This is a genomic window from uncultured Arthrobacter sp., assembly GCF_947495145.1.
Classification (GTDB): domain Bacteria; phylum Actinomycetota; class Actinomycetes; order Actinomycetales; family Micrococcaceae; genus Arthrobacter_D.
Genome location: NZ_CANLXP010000005.1, coordinates 118,212 through 139,576 on the forward strand (window position 1 = coordinate 118,212; position 21,365 = coordinate 139,576).

At 63.7% G+C, this 21,365-nt stretch carries 22 protein-coding genes; 12 read left to right on the forward strand and 10 right to left on the reverse strand.

The window, feature by feature from the left end:
* Nucleotides 1-82 precede the first annotated feature (82 nt).
* Nucleotides 83-331, reverse strand: coding sequence for a hypothetical protein (locus tag Q0877_RS05555; protein ID WP_299166350.1), 249 nt, complete (start codon nucleotides 329-331; stop codon nucleotides 83-85).
* Nucleotides 332-521: 190 nt separating this feature from the next.
* Between Q0877_RS05555 and Q0877_RS05560 the strand changes: the two genes are divergently transcribed.
* The 6 genes from Q0877_RS05560 (at nucleotide 522) to Q0877_RS05585 (ending at nucleotide 6,591) form a co-directional block, all read left to right on the forward strand.
* Nucleotides 522-1,841: a M20 family metallopeptidase gene (locus Q0877_RS05560; RefSeq protein ID WP_299166352.1), complete on the forward strand. Its 1,320-nt coding sequence runs from the start codon at nucleotides 522-524 to the stop codon at nucleotides 1,839-1,841.
* A gap of 45 nt (nucleotides 1,842-1,886) precedes the next feature.
* Complete coding sequence (locus Q0877_RS05565) at nucleotides 1,887-3,497, forward strand: AbgT family transporter (RefSeq protein ID WP_299166353.1); 1,611 nt, start codon at nucleotides 1,887-1,889, stop codon at nucleotides 3,495-3,497.
* A 37-nt stretch (nucleotides 3,498-3,534) separates the two neighbouring features.
* Nucleotides 3,535-4,521, forward strand: coding sequence for a RimK family alpha-L-glutamate ligase (locus tag Q0877_RS05570; RefSeq protein ID WP_299166354.1), 987 nt, complete (start codon nucleotides 3,535-3,537; stop codon nucleotides 4,519-4,521).
* Nucleotides 4,522-4,604: 83 nt separating this feature from the next.
* Nucleotides 4,605-5,024 carry a ChaB family protein gene (locus Q0877_RS05575; protein ID WP_299166355.1) on the forward strand — a complete coding sequence of 140 codons (420 nt, stop codon included), beginning with the start codon at nucleotides 4,605-4,607 and terminating at the stop codon, nucleotides 5,022-5,024.
* 110 nt (nucleotides 5,025-5,134) lie between these two features.
* Nucleotides 5,135-6,193, forward strand: coding sequence for an iron-siderophore ABC transporter substrate-binding protein (locus Q0877_RS05580; protein ID WP_299166356.1), 1,059 nt, complete (start codon nucleotides 5,135-5,137; stop codon nucleotides 6,191-6,193).
* A gap of 92 nt (nucleotides 6,194-6,285) precedes the next feature.
* Nucleotides 6,286-6,591, forward strand: a complete 306-nt coding sequence (locus tag Q0877_RS05585; protein WP_299166358.1) for a PRC-barrel domain-containing protein — start codon at nucleotides 6,286-6,288, stop codon at nucleotides 6,589-6,591.
* A 78-nt stretch (nucleotides 6,592-6,669) separates the two neighbouring features.
* Here Q0877_RS05585 and Q0877_RS05590 read toward each other — a convergent pair whose 3' ends face one another.
* The 8 genes from Q0877_RS05590 to Q0877_RS05625 all read right to left on the reverse strand — a co-directional run bounded on the left by Q0877_RS05590 (nucleotide 6,670) and on the right by Q0877_RS05625 (nucleotide 13,974).
* Nucleotides 6,670-6,903, reverse strand: a complete 234-nt coding sequence (locus Q0877_RS05590) for a DUF6480 family protein (RefSeq protein ID WP_299166359.1) — start codon at nucleotides 6,901-6,903, stop codon at nucleotides 6,670-6,672.
* Complete coding sequence (locus Q0877_RS05595) at nucleotides 6,900-7,163, reverse strand: hypothetical protein (RefSeq protein ID WP_299166360.1); 264 nt, start codon at nucleotides 7,161-7,163, stop codon at nucleotides 6,900-6,902. Before Q0877_RS05595 ends, Q0877_RS05590 begins: the two co-directional genes overlap by 4 nt.
* 104 nt (nucleotides 7,164-7,267) lie before the next feature.
* The gene (locus Q0877_RS05600; RefSeq protein WP_299166362.1) at nucleotides 7,268-8,668 is read right to left on the reverse strand and encodes an NAD(P)/FAD-dependent oxidoreductase; all 1,401 of its coding nucleotides are present in this window, start codon (nucleotides 8,666-8,668) and stop codon (nucleotides 7,268-7,270) included.
* A gap of 78 nt (nucleotides 8,669-8,746) precedes the next feature.
* The gene (locus Q0877_RS05605) at nucleotides 8,747-9,505 is read right to left on the reverse strand and encodes an ABC transporter ATP-binding protein (RefSeq protein WP_299166364.1); all 759 of its coding nucleotides are present in this window, start codon (nucleotides 9,503-9,505) and stop codon (nucleotides 8,747-8,749) included.
* On the reverse strand, nucleotides 9,502-10,509 hold the full coding sequence (locus Q0877_RS05610; RefSeq protein WP_299166365.1) for an iron chelate uptake ABC transporter family permease subunit: 1,008 nt from the start codon (nucleotides 10,507-10,509) through the stop codon (nucleotides 9,502-9,504). The genes Q0877_RS05605 and Q0877_RS05610 overlap by 4 nt, the downstream gene beginning before the upstream one ends.
* On the reverse strand, nucleotides 10,499-11,521 hold the full coding sequence (locus Q0877_RS05615) for an ABC transporter permease (protein ID WP_299166366.1): 1,023 nt from the start codon (nucleotides 11,519-11,521) through the stop codon (nucleotides 10,499-10,501). Before Q0877_RS05615 ends, Q0877_RS05610 begins: the two co-directional genes overlap by 11 nt.
* A 44-nt stretch (nucleotides 11,522-11,565) precedes the next feature.
* On the reverse strand, nucleotides 11,566-12,516 hold the full coding sequence (locus Q0877_RS05620) for a siderophore ABC transporter substrate-binding protein (protein WP_299166367.1): 951 nt from the start codon (nucleotides 12,514-12,516) through the stop codon (nucleotides 11,566-11,568).
* 144 nt (nucleotides 12,517-12,660) lie between these two features.
* Nucleotides 12,661-13,974 carry a DUF2252 domain-containing protein gene (locus Q0877_RS05625; protein WP_299166368.1) on the reverse strand — a complete coding sequence of 438 codons (1,314 nt, stop codon included), beginning with the start codon at nucleotides 13,972-13,974 and terminating at the stop codon, nucleotides 12,661-12,663.
* Between the two features lie 53 nt (nucleotides 13,975-14,027).
* On the opposite strand from Q0877_RS05625, the gene Q0877_RS05630 reads away from it, so the two are divergent.
* The 4 genes from Q0877_RS05630 (at nucleotide 14,028) to Q0877_RS05645 (ending at nucleotide 16,969) form a co-directional block, all read left to right on the forward strand.
* A complete protein-coding gene (locus tag Q0877_RS05630) occupies nucleotides 14,028-14,858 on the forward strand; it encodes a type II CAAX prenyl endopeptidase Rce1 family protein (RefSeq protein WP_299166369.1) in 831 nt (276 codons plus the stop codon).
* Nucleotides 14,859-14,938: 80 nt separating this feature from the next.
* Entirely contained in the window at nucleotides 14,939-16,135 is a 1,197-nt protein-coding gene (locus Q0877_RS05635; RefSeq protein ID WP_299166370.1) for a mechanosensitive ion channel family protein, read from the forward strand.
* Nucleotides 16,136-16,191: 56 nt separating this feature from the next.
* Complete coding sequence (locus Q0877_RS05640) at nucleotides 16,192-16,578, forward strand: STAS/SEC14 domain-containing protein (protein WP_299166371.1); 387 nt, start codon at nucleotides 16,192-16,194, stop codon at nucleotides 16,576-16,578.
* A gap of 19 nt (nucleotides 16,579-16,597) precedes the next feature.
* Nucleotides 16,598-16,969, forward strand: a complete 372-nt coding sequence (locus Q0877_RS05645; RefSeq protein ID WP_299166373.1) for a hypothetical protein — start codon at nucleotides 16,598-16,600, stop codon at nucleotides 16,967-16,969.
* Nucleotides 16,970-16,985: 16 nt separating this feature from the next.
* Here the strand turns inward: Q0877_RS05645 and Q0877_RS05650 are convergent, their stop codons facing one another.
* Complete coding sequence (locus tag Q0877_RS05650; RefSeq protein WP_299166375.1) at nucleotides 16,986-18,854, reverse strand: glycogen debranching N-terminal domain-containing protein; 1,869 nt, start codon at nucleotides 18,852-18,854, stop codon at nucleotides 16,986-16,988.
* Nucleotides 18,855-18,977: 123 nt separating this feature from the next.
* Here Q0877_RS05650 and Q0877_RS05655 point away from each other — a divergent pair, with 123 nt between their 5' ends.
* Nucleotides 18,978-20,024, forward strand: a complete 1,047-nt coding sequence (locus tag Q0877_RS05655; RefSeq protein ID WP_299166377.1) for a LacI family DNA-binding transcriptional regulator — start codon at nucleotides 18,978-18,980, stop codon at nucleotides 20,022-20,024.
* Nucleotides 20,025-20,067: 43 nt separating this feature from the next.
* A complete protein-coding gene (locus Q0877_RS05660) occupies nucleotides 20,068-21,318 on the forward strand; it encodes an extracellular solute-binding protein (RefSeq protein WP_299166378.1) in 1,251 nt (416 codons plus the stop codon).
* Nucleotides 21,319-21,365 lie beyond the last annotated feature (47 nt).

A 21,365-nucleotide genomic window follows, 5' to 3' on the forward strand; every position in this document is an offset into this window, starting at 1 on the left:
CCAACACGACGACGGCGGGCGCTTCCCATCGCAGGGGAGGCGCCCGCCGTCGTCGTTCGTTGAAGTTGATACCTGTCGGTGATTATGCGGCCATGCTGGATTCGAAGGGAACCGTGCGAATCAACCAGATGGCGTACTCCTCGGCATGCAGAATGGCGCGGCGGCCATCGGCGTCGTCGCGGATCCACACAACACCGATACCGGGTGCGGTGTCCTCGACGCGGCCGCGGTAATGGACCGCGTTGCGCAGATGGGCTTCCACTTCGTCCCCCCGGTTCAACGTGCCGAGGTCCCGAATGCGGATGATTTCAGTAGAGGTAAGCAGAGACATTTCGGCTCCTTGCGAGAGTGGAACCGGCTTTCCCGCCGGTAATTCAAGCTTCCCGCCGCAGTGTTGCCGCGCCGTTACGACGGCGTTATTTCGGCGGGTACAACGTGGTGCCTGTCAAGAGCGCCGCGAATTATTACCTCGGGTTGCTTGAACTCGTCGCACCCGGGGATTGGTTGCTTAAGCTACCAAGATGACGGAACCGACTGCGCCGGACCCGGCCTACCTCAACGCCATCGCCGCCGAGACCCGGCTGCGAATGAAGACTGCCACTCCAGAAGAATCCCCGTACCGCGGAGCACCGCAGGAACTTGTCGACGCTGTGGGGCAACGCGCAAGCGCCCTGGAAGGGGACCTCGCCCACATCGTCCACACCCTGCATGCCAACCCCGAGACCGCCTATCAGGAGCACAACAGCGCCCGCGTCCTGGCGGACGTGCTCAAAAAGCACGGCATCGACGCAACTGTGGGCGTACATGGTGTCGACACGGCTATCCGCGCGGAGATCAGCGGAACTTCTCCCGGTCCAACCATCGCCGTCCTGAGCGAATACGACGCGCTTCCGGGCATCGGCCACGCCTGCGGCCACAACGTCATCGCTGCAACGGGTGTGGGCGCGTTCCTCGCGCTGGCATCGGTGCAGGACAGGCTTCCCGGCGAAGTGGTGTTCCTGGGAACTCCCGCCGAGGAAGGCCACTCGGGCAAGGAGGTCATGGCCCGGCACGGTGCGTTCGAGGGTGTGGACGCGGCAATCATGGTGCACCCCTATGGCTACGACCTCGCGGACCAGGCCTGGCTCGGGCGGCGTTTGCTCACCATTACCTTCACCGGCATCGCCGCGCACGCCTCCGCCCAGCCTTTCATGGGACGCAACGCGCTCGACGCCGCCAGCCTCACCTATCAGGGCATCGGCCTCCTGCGACAGCAGCTTCCGCCGTCGGACCGGGTGCACACCAACATCGTTGAGGGCGGCCAGAGCCCCAACATCATCCCCAACCGCGCGGTGCTCAAGCTGTACGCGCGCTCACGGCTGCCGGAAACGCTCAAGGACCTGAGCGGGCGCCTCGACGACATTGCCCGTGGAGCGGCGCTGATGACCGGCACCACCGTCGCCCTGGAATGGGACGAGCACCCGCCGTCGCTGCCCATCCGGACCAACAAGGCGCTGACCGCGCGCTGGGTGAAGTCCCAGGAGGGGCGGGGACGCGCTCCGCTGCCCGCCGGCGTCGTCTCCGACACGCTGGCCGCCTCCACGGACTTCGGCAACGTGAGTTACCGGATCCCCGGAATCCACCCGCTGATCAGCATTGCTTCGGCCGACACCGCCCTGCACACGCGTGAGTTTGCTGCCGCAGCCAATACCGAAGCGGCGGAAAAAGGCGCGTACGACGGCGCAGCCGGCCTTGCGCTCACGGCTCTGGACTACCTCTGCGACCCGGAGCTTCAGCGGGCGGTAACAGAAGAGTTCGCGGCCCAGGGTGGTCCGATCGACGTTCCTGCCTACTTCGACTGATCCTTCAGCTCTTTCCCACAACTTTCCGGAACCCAAGGAGCACCCGTGTCAACAGCAACTGGCCTCTCCCGGCGCCGCCTCACCGACCGCTTCCTCAATGGCGTGGAACGCGTGGGCAACAAGCTGCCCGAACCGTTCACGCTCTTCCTGATCCTCTTCGGAATCACCGCAGCGGTCTCTACCGCCATGGCGTGGGCGAACGTCACCGTACAGGTGCCCGGCAGCGCCGAGGTAACCCAGATCCGCGGCCTGTTCACCGCCGAAGGCCTCACTTGGCTGACCGAAAACCTGGGCCCCAACTACCTTGGCTTCCCGCCGCTGGTGACGGTGCTGCCGATCCTGCTCGCCGTCGGCGTGGCTGAGAAGTCGGGCCTGCTGGCCGCGATGATCCGCAGGGCCTTCGGGTCAGCACCGCGTTGGGCGCTGCCGTACGCCGTCGGCGTGGTGGGTGTGCTTGGCTCGATCATGTCCGACGCCGCCTTCGTGGTCATTCCACCGCTTGCCGCGCTGGTATTCAAAGCCGCGGGCCGACATCCGGTGGCGGGCCTGCTCGGCGGATTCGCCGCAGCCGGCGCCGGCTACTCAACCAATCTGCTGGTCACCAGCCTCGATGCCCTCTTTGCCGGCATTACGACGGCGGTCACCGCGACCCTGCCCAACCCCGGTTCACCGGTCACTCCGGTTTCGAACTACTTCTTCAACGTGGCATCCTCGCTGGTGCTCATGTTCATCGCCGGCTTCGTCATCGACAAAGTCCTTGAGCCACGGCTAAACCGTCAGGGCGTCCCCCGCGATGAGGTAGCCGACGACGACGCTGCCGTATCTGCCTCTGCGGGAACTTCTGCGTCTTCGGGTTCGCAGCCGGATCTGCGGGCCGAGCTCGATCCGAAGGAAACCAAAGCACTGCGCTGGGCGATGATTGCCGGCGTCGCTCTCGCCGTCATCATCGCCGTTGCGGTGACCATTCCCGGGTCGCCCTGGCGCAACGAGGAGGGCGGCTACCTGCCGAGGTCACCGCTGCTCAGCTCCATTGTCTTCATTGTCTTCGCGATGTTCGTGGTGCCCGGCCTGGTGTACGGAAAAATCGTTGGAACCATCGCCTCCGGCAAGGACGTGCCGCGCGTCATGGGTCATGCAATCCGCGACATGGCGGGATTCCTCGTACTGGCGTTCATCCTCGGCCAGTTCATTGCGCTGTTCAACTGGTCCGGAATCGGTCAGTGGATCGCCGTTGCAGGAGCCACCGGCCTCGAGGCGATCGGCCTCACCGGCTATCCGGCGATCCTCGGTTTCATCGTGCTGGCGTCCCTGTTGAATCTCTTCATCATTTCCGGCTCCGCCATGTGGACGCTGATGGCCGCGGTTTTTGTACCCTTGTTTGTGCTGTTGGGATACGAGCCGGCCTTCATCCAGGGCGCCTTCCGCGTGGGCGACTCCGCCACGCAGGTCATCACCCCGCTCAACCCGTACATGATCGTGCTGCTGGCAATGCTGCGGAAGTACGAACCCGAAGCAGGCCTCGGGACGCTGATCGCCCGCATGCTGCCGTTCGTGATTCCGTTCTGGCTGGCCTGGGCATCGATTCTCAGCATCTTCTACTTCTTCGAGATTCCGATGGGACCGGGCAACGGAATCTTCCTCCCGCCGGCTGAATAGCTGGAATACGCGCTACCAACGAGAGGTTGCACCGGATATGACTACTTCGGACGCCGCAAAGATCTATGCCCTGCACGAGAACCCCGAGTGGTTTCCCCCGTTCGCCCGTGCTTTCGAGCAGGAGGGGCTCGAGTTTGAGGAGTGGCTGCTGACGGACGGTGTTCTGGACCTCGACTCAACACCTCCGGAAGGCATCTTCTGGTCCAGGATCAGCGCGTCTGCGCATACCCGGGACCATGGCCTCTCAAAGGACTATACCCGTGCCGTTCTGTCCTGGCTCGAGGCCCACGGCCGCCGGACCATCAACGGTCGGCGGATCCTCGAACTGGAGATGAGTAAGGTGGACCAGCTGACCGCGCTGAAGGCAGCCGGAATCGAAACACCGCGGACCGTCGCCGCCATTGGACGGGACCACATTCTGCAGGCGGCGAAGGACTTCCCGACCCCCTTCATCACCAAGCACAACCAGGGCGGAAAAGGCCTCGGCGTGCGCAAGTTCGAGAGCCACGAGGAGTTGGCGGAATACGTGGCATCGGCTGAGTTCGAGGAGCCGCAGGACGGCATCACCCTGATCCAGGAGTTCATCCAGGCAGCTGAGCCGATCATCACACGCGTGGAGATAGTGGGCGGCGAGTTCATTTATGCCATCCAGGCGGACACCGCGCGCGGTGGTTTCCAGCTCTGCCCGGCGGACGCCTGCGCCATCGACCCGACAACGGGCAAGCCGATCATGCCCCCGGGGGCCACGATCGAACCCGAGGAAAACCAGCAGCTGTTCAGCCTGCGCCGCGACTTCGATCACCCGATCATCGAGAAGTACGTGGAGTTCGCACGCCGGAACAACATCGAGGTCTGCGGGATCGAGTTCATGGAGACTGCCGACGGGCGCGTGCTCACCTACGACGTGAACACCAACACCAACTACAACGCACTGGTTGAAGCCGAAGCACCACGCTCGGCACCCGGGGCGCTCGCGAAGTACCTGGCCGCGGTGGCAGCGGACCCGGCACCGTCGTTCGTGTAGAAGTCAGTTCGTGTAGAAGTCATGCGCACCCAGCGGTAGCCTCGGAACTGCAAGCCCTACCCCCTAAGGACGGAGCAGAAGCCATGCCGAAGCAAACGAAGTCAGGGAAGGTAAAGACCGACGAGTTGCCCAGCACGCTCCAGCGGTCCGACAAAAAAGCACAGGAAACCTACGCCAAGACGCTGGACTCTGCCGAGGAGCAGTACGGCGATGGTGAACGGGCGCATCGCACGGCGTACAGCGCGCTCAAACACACGCACGAGAAGGTGGGCGACCACTGGGAGCAGAAGGACTCCAAGGGGCCGTCCGATGAGCAGGCAAAGGGCGGACGGGGCACGTCAAAGGAAACAGCCGGTGGCGTCGACGCGAACGCCTCCAAGGAGCACCTCTACGACGTCGCCAAAAAGCTTGATATCCCCAAGCGCTCGTCCATGAACAAGGAAGAACTGGTGGACGCCATTCAGAAGGCGAACGACAGGGAAACCCGTAAGGCCCGGGACTGAACCTATTACGCAACACAAACATTTCGTAATGCCCTGAAGCATAGGCTACCCTTACTTTCGTATCCATCCAGACGGTCCGTTCAAGCCGTCACGAAAGTCAAGGAGCCCCCATGGCCCCCACACGTGTTCGCGGTCTGATTGCCGCAGCAGCGATTGCGGTATTGTCACTTTCCGCATGCTCCACCGGCCCGGCGGGCGGCGGTTCCGAAGCTGCGGGCGCCAATGAAGCAGGCTCCGCCGATGCCTTCCCTGTCACCATCGAGCACGCATTCGGCGAAACGGTCATCGAGGAGAAGCCGGAACGCGTCGCAACCGTTTCCTGGGTCAATGACGACATCGCGTTGGCGCTTGGTGTGGTTCCGGTCGGTATGCCGGTGAACGAGTATGGCGGGAATGAGCAGGGCTCCGTGCCGTGGAAGGACGCCAAGCTGGAAGAACTCGGCGCAGAGATCGGTACCGAGAACGCGCCGGTCCAGTATTCCGAGGCTGATGGGATTGCCTTCGACGAAATTGCTGCGACCAATCCGGACGTCATTCTGGCGGCATACTCCGGGCTCACTGAGGAGGATTACAACACCCTCAGCGAAATCGCCCCTGTGGTCGCCTACCCCGAGGTTGCCTATGGCACCGCTTGGCAGGAATCCACCACCATGATCGGTGAGGCGCTCGGTCTGGCCAATGAGGCCGAACAGCTTGTCACCGAAACCGAGGACATGATCGCGGAGGCTGTCGCCGAGTACCCCGCGATCGAGGGTAAAACCTTCATCTTCGGGAACCTCGAGCCGGCCAGCGCCGAGAGCGTGAACATCTACACGGCCAGCGACAACCGTCCCCGCTTCCTCACCCAGATCGGCATGGAAATGGCCGATGTAGTCGCCGAGAACGCTACCGGCGACGAGTTCTTCATCCCGTGGTCTGCAGAGCGTGCCGACGAGCTCGAGTCGGACATTTTCGTAACCTGGGTTCCCGATGACGCCACCAAGCAAGCCATCGCTGCTGATCCGCTGCTGAGCCAGATCCCCGCGGTGAAGTCCGGCGCACTCGTTGCCGACGCTGACAACACCCTGACCCTGTCCATCTCCGCGGCCAGCCCACTCTCCCTCATCTGGGCACTGGACAAGTGGCTGCCGATGATCAACGAAGCAGCAGAGGCCGCCGAAGCAGCGTAACGTCCGGACAGTGCATCAGGCGCCGTCGTTGCCTTTGGGCGCCTGATGCACTGGAATGGTGAGGGAACCTGTCATCAAAGCGCGGAGGCATCATGGATTCCCTGGAACTGGAAGATCTGCAGACAGCTACGGCATGGGATGCCAACGGAGAAAAACTGGGGAACGTCACCCAGGTGCATCTCGATGGGCTCTCCCACAAGCCTGCCTGGGTCACTGTCGGTCTCGGACTGCTCAACACCAGGGAAAACTTCGTTCCCCTTGCCGGCTCACGGTTGGACGGCGACAACCTGTATGTCGCGGTGTCCAAGGACAAGATCAAGGACGCACCGGATTTCACGGTGGAAGAAGGCCTCACCGCCGAGCAGGAAGCAACACTCCAGGACTACTACCGGGCCTGAATCGGGCCTGCGGCACAAAGCGCCACAACAAAGCGGCCGTCCCCCACGGGTTCGGCCGCTTTGTTGTGGATATGGCGCCTAGCTGAACAGCCCGGCGATGTAGCCAACGAAGTACAGCAGCCCCAGAAGTACGAAGATGCCGATCAGTACCAGCCAGATCCGCGATGCTGCCTTGCCCGGTCCGCCCTCGTCGTGGCCCTGCGGACCGCCGGTGCTTGCCTCAGCTGGAGGCGTTTCACCCGGGGGTACCCCTCCGCCCGGCTCAAGGCCGGTGATCTTTTCCTTGTCCGGATCCGGATTCTGACTGCTCATTCCTGCTCCTGCTCAGCCGGTCCCGGAGATTTCGATGCCTTCGGGGTCCACGACATGGTGATGTTGGTGCCCTCATCGGTTTCTGCGAGGTATAGGTGCAGATCTTCACCGTAGAGGTTCTCATCTTCGACGACGTCGCCTGCCTCATGCGCGAGCTCCACCAGGCGGCTGATCGCCATCGCCATGGCGCGGCCCCAGTCCTGCGGGTGCTTGCTGTCTGACTCTTCCGTTACCGAGAACTTCTTCTCTGCGATGCCCATGGCTACTCCTCACTGCGCTCACGCCGGTGCCCGGGCTCTGAACCCGGCGCGAACCATTGATAAGCAAGCTTTGTAGTGATGCTCGTCCCACATTAGCAGTCCGACTACCAGGAGTCTGTCCCTGCCTCCTCGCCTTCAAGCCGGCGCATGGCCTTGCGTGCTGCCTGCCCGATGATCGCGCTGTACGTCGGGTACGCGAACTTCACCCGGGCCAGCGTGGCGACATCCGTGCCGGCCGCCATTGCGGAGGCAACCGCCTGGATCACCTCCACCGCGTTTTCCCCGACCGCATGCGCACCGAGGATGAGTTCCCGGTGCCTGTCGGTGACCAGTTTGAGGAAGCCTTGCTCCCGGTCATCAATGATCGGACGCTCAACCGCGCCATAGGGAACGACGACGACGGCACACTGGGCGTCGCGCTGGCGGGCCTGAGCCTCAGTGAGGCCCACTCCCGCGTAGTCCGGGTCGGTGAAGCCTCCCTCGGGAAGCAGATGGTGCGGCGTGGTGCGATGCGCGCCAAGGACCGCGTTTTCGGCAGCCGTCTCACCCTCGAAGACTGCTGCCTGGACCAGCATCGATGTCCCGTTCGCGTCGCCGGCAACAAAGATGTGCGGCACATTGGACCGGAGATAGTTGTCCACCGGGATTGCTCCCCGGGCAGCGGCGACGCCTGCAGCTTCCAGGCCGAGCCCGTCGATATTCGCCGGCCATCCGGCGGCCATGATCACGGCTCCAACCCGCGCCGACTGCGCGCCGTCGGTACCTTGCCAGCGGATTTCAAGGCCGCCGTCGTCGTGTTTATCTATGCCGTCAACACCGTGGATGCCCACAGCCACACGCACGCCGTGGGAACGGAAGCCGTCCGTCACGACGGCGGAAACGTCGTCGTCCTCGGTGGTGAGGATGCGCGGCGCGAGGTCCAGCAGGGTGACGCTGGAGCCGAGGGCATCGAAGATGGTGGCCAGCTGCGCGCCAGTGTGACCGCCGCCGATGATCGCGACTGAGCCCGGCAGCTCCGGGAGATCGAGTACCTCGGAGGGGAGCGCGGCATGCTCGGCGCCGGCGATCGGAAGCCGGCGTGCGCTTCCACCGACACACAGAATGATCGACGCAGCCGTCACCACACGTCCGTCAATGGAAACCTCGTGCGGCCCGGTGAAGGACGCCTCACCTTCCAAGAGCGTGATGTCCAGCTGGCGCATGGCCTCGCCGTATCCTTTTGCCTCCAGTACGCGGTCGACCGTGGAGCGGACCCTGCGGACCAGTTGCGGCCAGTCCACGGCGGGCTCGTGGACCACGATCCCGTAGTCGCGGGCGGTGCGCACCTCCCGGTACAGCCGGGCGGTTTTCGCCAGTACCCGTGTCGGCACGCAGCCGGAATTCACGCAGGTTCCGCCCAACCGTGCACGCTCGACGACGGCGGTGCGCGCCCCGAGTTCCGCTGCGCGTGTTGCTGCAGCCATGCCCGCCGGGCCGGCGCCGATCACCAGAACATCAAAATCCATTACTGCCTCCCTGGCTCCATCCTGCCCCATTGGGCCGACATTCCGTCAGGTTCATTGCCGTCCAGCAGAGGGCAGTGCTTAGGCGAAGTAGACGCCGATTCGATTGCCGTCGATCTCCTCGATGCGGATGTCGATGTCATACACCTCGCGCAGCAGCGGCGTGTGCATCAGCTCTGCCGGCGTGCCCTGATGTATCACGGCGCCGTCACGCATTGCGATGATTGCGTCCGAGTAGCAGGAGGCGAAGTTGATGTCGTGGATGACCAGCACCACGGTCTTGCCGAGGTCTTCGACCGTGCGCCTGAGCATCCGCATCAGGTCCACCGCGTGCTTCATGTCGAGGTTGTTCAGTGGCTCGTCCAAGAAGATGTAGTCGGTGTCCTGAGCCAGCACCATGGCAATGAACGCGCGCTGCCGCTGTCCACCGGAGAGCTCGTCGACAAACCGATCCGCCATCGAGCCCAGGTCGAGATAGTCCAGCGCACGCTCAATGTGGGCGCGGTCCGCGGTGGTGGGCCTGCCCTGGTTGTGCGGGAAACGCCCGAAACCCACCAGGTCGCGGACGGTGAGCCGGACGGTGAGCTGATTGTCCTGCCGCAGGATTGCCATCTTCCGCGCGAGGGTGTTGCTCGCCGTCGTACTGACGTCCATGCCTTCTATCACCACCGAACCGCTGTCCATCGGCAGCAGCCTGCTCATCATCGACAACAGCGTGGACTTGCCCGCGCCGTTGGGGCCGATGATCGAGGTGATGCCGCCCTGGCGGATGGCAGCGGTGACGGAGTCGACGACGGTCTCGGAGCCGTACGCCTTGGTTACGCCGGTCAGCTGGATCACTTGATCGAACCTTTCAGGAGCAGGGCGATGAAAACGATCCCGCCAACGAACTCGATGACAATGCTGAGGGCCGTATCGAATCCGAAGACCCGCTCCAGGACAAGTTGGCCCCCGAGGAGCGCGATGGCGCCCAGCAGTACGGCGATCGGCAAGACATAGGCGTGCCGGAACACTGCGGAAAGCTGGTACGCCATCGAGGCCACCAGTAGGCCGAAGAACGTGATCGGGCCAACCAGGGCGGTGGAGACAGCCACCAGGACCGAGCAGATAACCAATACCTGGGTGACTGTGCTCTTGTGGTTTATCCCCAGGCTGAGGGAGGTTTCGCGCCCGAGCGCAAGGACATCGAACTGGTTCCTGATCCGCCAGCCGGCGGCACTCGCGGCGAGAATAGCCACCGTTGAAATTCCGAGCAGCGAGGAGTCCACATTGTTGAAGCTCGCGAAGAACAGGTCCTGCAGCACCACGAACTCGCTCGGATCGATGAGCCTCTGCAGCAGCGAGGAGATTCCGCGGAACAACGTGCCGAAAATGATCCCGACCAGCAGGACCAGGTGCAGGGACTTCCCGCCGCCGATGAAGAGCCAGCGGTAGAGAACCCACGAGAAGCCCACCATCAGCGTTACTTCCATGAGGAACCGGGTCCCCGCGCCCATGGTGAGCAGGGCCTGGGTGCCGATGGCGAACGCAAGGAACGTCTGGAGGAGGATGTAGAGCGCGTCGAATCCCATAATCGACGGCGTGAGGATCCGGTTTCCGGTGACCGTCTGGAACAGTACCGTGGAGATTCCGACGGCGTATGCCACCAGCAGCATCGACGCCACCTTGTTGGCGCGTAGCGGGAGCACGTACGCCAGATTTCCCGAGAGGCCGATGGTTAGAAAGGTGACGGTCAGCGCGGCCGTGAGGAGACTGAGTACCAGGATCCAGGTGCGGGGGCTGAGGCTCCCGGTCGGCCGCCGTCGTCGTACTGTCAGCGCAGGTGGGAGTGCGTCAGGCGACACGGCGGCGGCTCCTCAGCAGGAGATAGAGGAAGCCGGCGGCTCCGACAACGGACAGGACGGTTCCAACCGGGATCTCATAGGGGAAGCGGATCAGGCGGCCAAGAATGTCGCACAGCAGCACCAGCCCCGCACCGAGCAGCGCAACCCAGGGAACAGCCCGGCGTACGTTGTCCCCGATCAGGATCGAGACCAGGTTGGGCACCACGAGGCCGAGAAACGGTACTGCACCGACAGTCACCACGACGACGGCGCTGATCAGGGAGACGATGACAAGTCCCAGGCTCATCACCGCTCGGTAGTTCAGGCCGAGATTCGTCGTGAATTCGCTTCCCATCCCGGCCACGGTGAAGCGGTCGGCGGCGAAGTACCCGACGGCCGTGAGCGCACCGACCAGCCAGAGGAACTCGTACCGGCCAGCGATGACACCGGAAAAATCGCCCACCATCCAGCTGTTCAGGCTCTGCAGCAGGTCGAACCGGTAGGCGAAGAAGGTGGTCACTGCGCCGATGATCCCACCCAGCATGATTCCGACCAGCGGAACAATCAGCGTGTTGCGGAGGGGAACCCGCCGCAGCACCGCCAGGAAGAGTGCCGTGCCGGCGACGGCGAACAGGGCTGCCACGCCCATCTTGGCCAGCAGGGGAGCAGCCGGCACCAGCAGCGTGACCACGAGGATGCCGAGCATCGCCGACTCCACTGTTCCGACGGTGGAGGATTCGACGAATTTGTTGCGCGCCATGAGCTGCAGAATGAGCCCGGCGACGCCCACCGCCATACCTGTCAGGAGGATGGCCAGCGTCCGGGGAATGCGGCTGACGAGCATGATGCGCCCGGCCGTGCCGTCATCCGAATCGGAGAACAACGCGGCCAGCGACACGTCGCTGACCCCGATGAACAGGCTGACAACAGAAAGCACGACGACGGCGACGGTCGCCAGTACAGCGGGGAACGCTGGGAACCGGCGGCGCGCCGTCGTCGTCCGGGCATCTGCCGGTGCTGTTGCTGTGATCACGGGATTCTCCGTGCCGGTCGCCTCGAGAGGCGACCGGCGAATGGTCAGCTGGTCAGGGCGTCGTTGACGGAGCTGATCATGGCCTCGACGTTGGACAGGCCGTAGCCCACGAGGTACCAGCTCGCGGCGTCGAGGTACGCGATGTTGTCTTCGGAGGCAGCGTTGGTGCCGTTGACGAGCTCGTTATCCAGTACGGCTGAGGCGGCGTCTCCGGACTCGCCGATCGCCGAGTCGCGATCGATCACGAACAGGTGGTCGGGATTGGTCTCTGCGATGAATTCGAAGGAAATGGACTGGCCGTGTGTTCCGTCCTCCGTCACTTCGGCGGCAGGTTCCACGCCGAGGACGTCGTGAATCAGGCCGAACCGGGAGCCGGCGCCGTAAGCAGTCAGCTCACCGCCGCTGGTCAGAACAATCAGGCCCGTTCCGGCATCGGCGGCGTTCGCCTGCGTGTCGGCAATGGTGGCGTCGATTGCCGTAAGACGCTCGGTTACGTCGTCTTCCTTCTCAAAGATCCGGCCCAGTGTGGTGCTGACTTCCTTGAAGCTCTCGATGGGTGCTGCCTGGTCAACGCTCAGGTCGATGGTGGGAGCAATCTCGCTGAGCTCGTCGTAGTAGTCGGCCGTGCGGCCGGAAATGATGATCAGGTCGGGTGCGCCGGCGGCAATGGCCTCGAAATCGGGTTCCTTGACTGACCCGATCTTCGTGTAGTCGTCGGACTCGTAGGCGTCGAGGGCCTCAGGCAGGTTTCCCTGCGGCACGCCGGAGACGGCAACGCCGAGGTTATCCAGGGAGTCGAGTACCCCGAGATCGAAGGTGAAAACATTCTGCGGGTTGGCGGGGACGTCGGTGGTTCCCTGTGCGTGCTCCACGGGCAGGGTGGTCGCGGATCCTGCTTCCTCATTGCCGGCATCTGCGGTGCCGCCGCACGCCGTCAGGGTGAGGGCCGATGCCGACAATGCGGCGACCACGCTGATTCTTACGGAATTTTTCACGTTCGAGACTCCAGGGTGAGAAGGAAGGAATGTCAGCAGCAGCTTCAGTCGCGCCACCATAAGTAAGGTATGGCTTACCTTACGAGAGTTCCAATTACTCGAACGTGTTCTATCTCACGTTGATTTCGGCCTCGGTTGCGGGTATCAGGTGGACGGGACGCCGGGAATCCGGTTCTCCCGGAAGGCGTCAACGAAGAGGGAGTGGTCATTTCGAACCGTGCGGGCGTAATCCAACGAAAACTCAAGGATGTCCTCGACGAACTCGTTCCGACGACCTTCGGTCACCTGCATGATGGCCCGCTCGGTCTGGAAGTTCACCAGGTCCTGGTCGCTGTCCTCATCTGACGCGCAGTGCACCTTGGCGGTGGCTCGTCCGAGGTCCACGAGCACCGGCTCGATCTCGTCCGGCTCCGTGAGGTTGTCCCAGCGAAGATCCGCCTTATAGGGAGAGAGTTCATCCACCACGAACCCGACGCCGTCAACGGTTGTGTAGCCGAGGAAGGTGTCGGTGTGTACCTGGAGGGCGCGCTGGCTGATGACGGTACGGTGCCCGTCATGCTCGAAGTACGAGCGAACTCGATCGTCCGTGACGATGCGGCTCGGTGCGGCGACGTTGCCCTGTTTCATTGAGATGATGATGTCGTTTTCCAGGGCTTCGTTGTAACCCTCAATGAGCACGTTGTAGGCGGGCAGCCCCGCGCTGCCGATGCCGAAGCCGGTGCTGCCGACGATGTCCTTCACGTTGTAAAAGATTTCGCGGGCCGAGCGCTTGTCTTCGGGGATGGTGCCGAGGTAGTCCTCGAATGCCTTCGCCACCATGGCGTACTCTGCGTCATCCAGCCGACGCGTCTTGCTGTTGTCCTGGAAGTGGCGTTCGTGGTCCTCCACGAACGTCATCGCATCGAGCAGGTCGGTGCGCCGGGACGCGCGCGCTGCGAGCAGCACAGCATGGATGGTTCCCGATGTGTTGCCGAGGTGGAGCGCGAAGTCATCCTGGCCGGCGTCGTCATAATGCTTTACGTGGTCCAGATACGCGGACAGGTACGTGCGGGCCAGGGAGCGCACCGCTTCCTCGGGAAGCGCCTTCTGCCAGCACATCAGTGCCAGCGAGGTGGTGAACCGCCGCAGGTCCCAGGAGAAGTGCCCGAGGTAAGCCTCATCGAAGTCGTTGATGTCGAAGGTGAGCTGGCCCGTACTGCTCATATAGGTGCCGAAGTTCTCCGCGTGGAGGTCACCGTGGATCCATACCCGGCTGGTGTTGTCATCCGCCCAGTTGTCGGTCATCTCCTTCATGTCTGCGTAGAAGAGGCAGGCGCTGCCGCGGTAGAACGCGAATGGATCGGCCGCCATCTTTCGGAACTTGGTCCGGAATCCGTGCGGATCCGCTTCCATGAGGGGCTTGAATGCCTCGACGAGGGTGTCGGCGATGAGCGACTCGCGGGCGTTGTTTTCAACCATTTCGCCAGTCTAGGGGTGTGCCCTGACAGTGGAGCAAGGCGTAAGCTCGAACCATGATCACCACGGCGAGCCTTGACGCGCGCCCCCGGGTACTTCCGGTCGTCGCCGCCGCGCTGGTGTCGGCGTCCGGTTTCCTCATCTTCGCGCTTGAGCAGAGGGTTCCCGGCTATCTGGTCCTTGCCGCGGCGCTGACAACCGCCTACTTCACCGGCAAAGCGCAGCATGGCAAGAGCCTTTTCCGGGATTTGCTGCTGCTGGCCATCGGCCTCGTCATCATCAGCGCCGTCCCCATCACTACCGACATCAGCTTCAGCCACATGACCATCATGGGCACGGCGATGATCCTGGCTGTAGCGGTGCCCTACCTGTTGTCCCGGTTCGTGTTCAAGGACCATGCGATCCGCTTCCCGGTCCTCACCGGCCAGAAATGGAACCGGACTGAGCGCTGGTACCTCCTGGCCGTCGTCGTCATCGGGTACCTGCTGCTGCCGGTGTACATGATTCCAACCGGTGTCTACGAGAACTGGCCCGCGGCCTCGGACGCGGGAACCATTGCGCGATTGTTCCTGGGCACCAACGTCCTGGGCATCTGGGATGAGCTGTTCTTCATCTGCACCGCGTTCACCCTGCTGCGCCGCCACCTGCCCGACTGGCAGGCCAACCTCCTGCAGGCCGTGCTGTTCACGTCTTTCCTGTGGGAGTTGGGCTTCCACTCCTGGGGACCGTTCCTCATCTACCCCTTCGCGCTGATCCAGGCCTGGATCTTCTCGAAGACCAAGTCGCTGAGCTACATCGTGAGCGTGCACCTGTTGTTCGACTTCGTGCTCTTCCTGGTGCTGCTGCACGCCCACAACCGTGAGTGGTTCGCGATCTTCCTCTACTAGCCGTCACCAGTCCTCACCAGTCCTCACCAGGTGGAAGCGGAATTGGACTGACCCCCGGGGCCCTCTGAGACGGTAGGGGGATGGATTTCCTTGAGGCGATTACCCCGTTCCTGGCCGCTGCAGCAGCAGTGCTGGCCGCCGTCGTACTGGGGTGGGTCCTCCGCCGCCTGGCTGCCCGCGCACTGCGAAAAGTACCCCAGGTTCACGAGGTCACCCGGAAGGCACGCGGTCCGTTGCAGGCGGTACTCGCGGTCCTCGGCATACGCATAGCACTCGGTGCCACAGCTCGGGACGCTGCGTGGTTCCCGCCCGTTGATTATGTGCTGGTGCTGGCGCTCATTGTGTCCCTTGCCTGGCTGCTCGTGGCGGTGCTCTCCATTGTGGAAACGGTGGTGCTACGCCACTACGAGAGTTCGAGCCGTGACAACCGTCGTGCCCGGCGGCTCAAGACGCAGATCATGCTGGCCCGGCGGGTTGCTGTTGCGGTAGTCATTACTCTCGCGCTGGCCAGCGTGCTGTTGACCATTGATGAAGTGCGCGCGCTCGGCGCAGGAATCCTGGCGTCCGCCGGCCTTATCTCCATCGTCGCCGGCCTCGCCGTCCAGAGCTCGTTAAGCAACGTCTTCGCCGGTGTGCAGCTTGCCTTCACCGACGCCATCCGGGTGGACGACGTGGTCCTCGTCGAAGGGGAAATGGGAACGATCGAGGAGATCACCATGACCTACGTGGTAGTCCAGTCCTGGGATGAACGCCGCCTGATCCTTCCCTCCACCTACTTCACCTCCACCCCGTTTGAGAACTGGACGCGCCGCCGTTCCGAGCTGCTTGGAACAGTTGAGCTGGACCTCGACTGGCGCGTGCCGATCGAGAGCATGCGCATTCGGCTGCGGGAGATCCTCGACGCTTCCGAGCTGTGGGACAGCCGCACCGGAACACTGCAGATCACCAAGGCGACCGACGGCATGGTGCGTGCGCGGATCCTGGTCAGCGCTGCAGACAGCGGAGCGCTGTGGGACCTGCAATGCCTGGTCCGCGAGCAGATGGTCGGGTTCATCCAGAGCCGGTTCCCCGAGGCACTGCCGCGCCAGCGCTGGGAGGCGGTGCCGCTGTCGTCGGCTGCGCCGGCCGTCATCCCTGCAGAGAACGACGACGCCGGCCACCAGCCGCGCGACGGGCGCCTTTTCACCGGCTCCCCGGAGGCGGAGCGGCGCGGTGCGGACTTCAGGGGACCCGGCGACGACGCGCTCAATGAGCGGGAGTCGCGCACCGTTTCGTAAGGTAACCCGTGTGATGTGGGATACATTTGCTTCTGGCAGCCTACGAGGGGAGGGTGATGAACGCATCGGAGTCTGGCCGACGTTTTGTCCTTACCCGCGAGAACGGTTATGTCCGCGTGGAGTGGAACGCAGCTGTCACGGTTCGCGAGCGGGACGCACTGGATCTGGTCCAGCGGCTCGATGAAGTGAACCCGGGCCGTTGCGATCCGATGCTTGTCATCCTAAACGCGATGGTCTCGGTGGATGCCGCCGGGCAAACAGTCTTCGCGGACCGTTTGAATGTGGCCGCTCTTGCTCTGGTGGGACCGTCAGCTGTGGACCGGATGATCGCGACCTTCTTCGACGGTGTTCACCGTCCGCGTTACCCCACGCGCCATTTCCGGCAGCCCGACGAGGCGCTTGACTGGCTGCTGACGCCGGGGCACGACATACCTGAAACATAAACGCTGGGGGAAAAGAAGAATGGCACCGACATCCGATGATCCGCGCTTCAAGCTGGTGGACGAAGGCGACTTCCTGCGACTGCGCTGGGAGCCCGGGATCGTCATGGAATTGAAGGACGTGCAGGCGAGCATTTCCGCCGTCGAGTCAGTATCGCCGTCGTGTAAACGGCCGCTGCTCGTGCACATGGACCTCGTTGACGGAATCAGCGCGCCGGCCCGGGATGTCCTGCTGAAGGACACCTGCTCCAGCCGTACGGCGGTCCTCGGTAAGGATGAGGTTGCGCGGGTCATGACTGCTTTCAACTATCGTGCCGCAACGCCGAGTGAGTACTTCACTGATGAATGCCGGGCTATTGAATGGCTCACAGAGCTGGACGCTGACGCATCCTGACCCGCTCGATGGTGCTTCAGAGCCCGCCGAGCGCCTGCGCGATCGGGATTGATGACGCCGCAGCCCACGCCTGCGGACGGCACGACGACGGGTAGGGAACCGGCGGCCACATCTCGCTCGCCGCATGTCCTGAGAACAGTTCGGGCAACCGCCAGTCAAACCCTTCGGCTGCGCGCAGCAGCCCGTCGGCAAGGATCGAGGCTTCCGTGATGAAGCCGTCCTTGAGCAGTCCGCTGATGATCATGCCGGTGTCATGGCTCCAGACCGACCCGGCATGGTAGCGAGTGGGCCAGAAACCGCCGTTGGTGGTGGATACCGTGCGGATTCCGTAGCCGGAGAACATGGTGGGACCCATCAGTCGTGCGGCAACAGCCCGGGCTTCCTCTTCATCGAGGATGCCGGTACCCAGCAAATGGCCCATGTTGCTGGTGACGCCGTCCACCGGCCGCTTGGACGAATCCAGTGCGATGGCGGGGTAGCGTCCCAACTCGTCGGTGCACCAGAAAGCAGTCCGGAAACGCTGCTGCAGATCTCCTGCGTACCGCCGCCATTCGTCGCCGCCCCGGCGCCCGAAAGCATCGAGCAGGGCTGCTCCTCCAACGGCTGCTTCATAGGCGTAACCCTGGACCTCGGCGAGCGCGATGGGCCCGTCAGCAAGCGAGCCGTCATGCCACCGGATGGAGTCTCCGGAGTCCTTCCAGCCCTGGTTGGCGAGTCCGTGGCCGCTTTCGTCCTTGTACTCAAGGAAACCGTCGCCGTCGGAATCACCGTGATCGCGCAGCCACACCAATGCTGCCTCCAGATGGTCCAGCAGCGCCTCCACCTGATCCTCGGGCAGCCCCGCCTGCCAGACGTCATGCAGCAGGCAGATCCACAGGGGAGTGGCGTCGATGGTGCCGAAATAGACGGGCGGGAGTGACACTCCGGCGTCGCCCTCGGTGAAGGACAGGGTGCCGCGACGGACCTCGTGAAGGATCTTGCCTGGTTGCTCGGCGGTTTCGGGATCAGTGAAAGCGCCCTGCCGGGAGGCGAGTGCGCGAAGCGTGCTGCCGGCCAGCGAGGTCTCGATCGGCAGGAGCAGCCGTGCCGCAATCAGGGAATCCCGCCCGAACATGGTGAAGAACCAGGGGGCGCCGGCAGCAAGGAACGTGTCCTCCGGCTGATTGGCGGCGGCCATGCGCAATCCGTTCAGGTCCGACACGGACCGCTCAAGCAGACGCTGCAGCGGCGCGCCCTCAACTTCCGGAACCGCGATACCGGGCCCCGACGGCGCCACCATAGGTGCGGCGGCATCGGTAACGGCCAGCCGCCAGCCAAGCTCGACGACGCCGCCGGGCTCCACCTCAACCTCCCAGGTAAGGGTGATCCGGCCGCCGTCGTACTGGATGTGGGCGGCGGGCGCGTCCAGAAGGGCAGTGGTGTCCTGGTCGCGCCAGTTCCATTTGGGGCTGGTCACCGCGAGTTGAGTGGTAGCGGCTGCGCCGGATTTCACCTGTTCCATCGGGGTATTGTCCGCATCAAGAACCAGCTGGACTTCCTGCCGGACGGTGAAACTGTAGGCGGACTCGAGGCGAAGATGCTCGGCGACGCCCTCGGAGTCGGCGGAGCGGGAACGCGTCAGGTACATCAACGGGTCCGCCACCTGCGACTCCACCCGGACGAAGTGCAGGTAATCGACCCGCTGCGCCGAACGCACCTGTGTTGAGACCCAATCCGGCTCTGCTCCGTTGACTGTCAGTACCGCGGAGCGGACAACCCGGTCATCTCCGCAGTGGATCCCCTGCGCACCGGAGTCCCGGATCTGCCCGTGGGGGTCAGCCCATGCCTGGACGGGAGCGCTGAAGACGCCGGTGAGGTTGTGCAGGAAGGGCTGGAGGTACGCCACGGGGTTCTCCTTGCAGTCTGGTGAGACCGTTATTAGATCGTTCAAATTATTCATTGACAACCCTATTTGAACGTTCATATTCTGTAAATATCCCGTCGTCGTGAGCATCAGGAAAGGAACAGCATGTCAAAGGCCACGCTGGTCAGCCTCGCTGAATCCCTCGGCGTCTCGCGGCAAACGATTTCCAACGTGATCAACGCGCCGCACCGGGTGAAGCCCGAGACAAGGCTTCGCGTCCAGCATGCGATTGCAGAGAGCGGTTACCGGCCCAGCGCCGCAGCCCGGCAATTGCGCACACGGCGCTCCATGAACCTGGGCATCCGCATGATGCCGGTGATCGACGGAATCAACGGATCAATCCTTGACCGGTTCCTGCACGCGCTCACCGAGGCCGCGCAGCAGGAGGGCTACCGGATCACACTGTTCTGCGCGGACTCGGATTCCGGCGAAATCCGCCAATACGAGGAGCTGCAGAAGGTTGCAGACCTCGACGGCTTTGTGCTTACGGGCACGCACTACGGCGATGAGCGCACTGCGTGGCTGCTGGAGCACGACGTGCCGTTCGCCGCCTTCGGTCGCCCGTGGAGCAGCATTGAGGATCCATTCACCTCCAGTCACCCCTGGGTGGATGTCGACGGCGGCGCCGGAACCGAGCAAGCTACGCGCACCCTGATCGGGCAGGGGCATACCGCAGTCGGCTTCGTCGGCTGGCCCGCCGGGTCCGGTGCCGGCGATGACCGCCGCGCGGGCTGGTCCCGCGCCATGCACGCTGCCGGACTTCCCACTGACACCCTCGATATCCAGGCCGACGACGGCGTCCCCGCCGGGGCGCAAGGCGCCGAACGACTCGCATCCCGCGGGGCGACGGCGCTGGTGTGCGCGAGCGACTCCCTGGCACTCGGAGCCACAGTGAAGCTGAGGCAGTTGCTTCCGGCGCAGTCCTCGCCCGCAGTAATCGGATTCGATGACACACCGGTGGCTGCCGCCGTCGGGCTCTCAAGCGTTTCCCAGCCCACTGAGGACGCAGCGCGGCACATCATTGCCGTCCTCGCCCACCAGTTGGCCGGGCGCAATTCCCCTGCGGGGGACGAAGCGCCGGCACCGGAGCGGCATCTCCTGCTGCCGCCGACCCTGATCCAGCGCACCCCGTACTCCTTCAGCAGCACCTGACCAACTCCCCACAAAGAAGAATCAACACAAGAGGAATCAGACAATGAAGACTGGAAATCCCAGACGGCGGCTGGCCGTCGCCATCACTGCAGCATCGATGCTCACCCTCACCGCCTGTGGAGGCTCGGGCTTCGACGAATCCGCCGAGGAAGGCGGCGGTCAGGCCGAAGCAACGGACGCGCCCGTCAGCGTCCTGATCGGTTCATCGGGTGATGCCGAGACCGAGGCCGTCACTGCGGCTGTCGACGCCTGGGCCAGCGAGTCCGGTGTGGAAGCCTCTGTCATCGCAGCGTCCGACCTCACGCAGCAGCTCAGCCAGGGCTTTGCGTCCGGTGAGCCGGCGGATGTCTTCTACCTGTCCACGGACGCGTTCGCCGGGTATGCCGCCAATGGCTCGCTCGAGCCCTACGGAGAGGACCTGGAGAACAAGGACGACTACTACCCGGCCCTCCGTGAGGCCTTCACCTATGAGGACCAGCTCTACTGCGCACCCAAGGACTTCTCCACACTGGGCCTTGTGATCAACAGCGCCATGTGGGAGGAAGCCGGGCTCACGGAGGATGACATCCCGACCACCTGGGATGGACTGGCCACAGTGGCCGAACAGCTCACCACGGAGGAAACCGTCGGTCTGGGGTTCAGCCCCGAGTTCCAACGGCTCGGCGTCTTCACCGCACAGGCCGGAGGCGGCCTCGTCACCGACGGCGAAGCGACAGTTGCCAGCGAAGAGAACGTCGAGGCACTGAGCTACGCCAAGCAGATGATGACGGACGGCGTTGCCGCCTACTCCTCCGACCTCGGCGCGGGCTGGGGCGGCGAAGCGTTCGGCAAGGGCCTGGCCGCCATGGTGATCGAGGGTAACTGGATTGCCGGCGCCATGACCAATGACTTCCCCGACGTCGAATACCAGATCGCCGAGCTTCCGGAAGGCCCCGGCGGCAAGGGCACGCTTCAGTTCACCAACTGCTGGGGTATCGCCGCAGACAGCGACAACATCGAGGGCGCCAAGGCGCTGGTGGAGCACCTGACCACCCCGGAGAGTCAACTGGGCTTCGCGGAAGCATTCGGTGTCATGCCGTCGCTCCAGTCGGTGGCCGGTGACTGGGCCGAGCAGTACCCCGAACTGGCGCCGTTCATCGCCGGCGGCGAATACGCGCAAAACCTGCCTGCGCAACAGGGCGCCGCCGACGTGCTGGCGGAACTGAACTCGCAGCTCGAGTCCCTCGAGTCTTCAGAGCCGCAGGCAATCCTTGAGTCGGTGCAGCCGCTCATGGAATCCGTAGTTACGCAGTAGCGCCCTTCCAACCACAGGCGGCGCCCCGGTGCAGGGGCGCCGCCTGC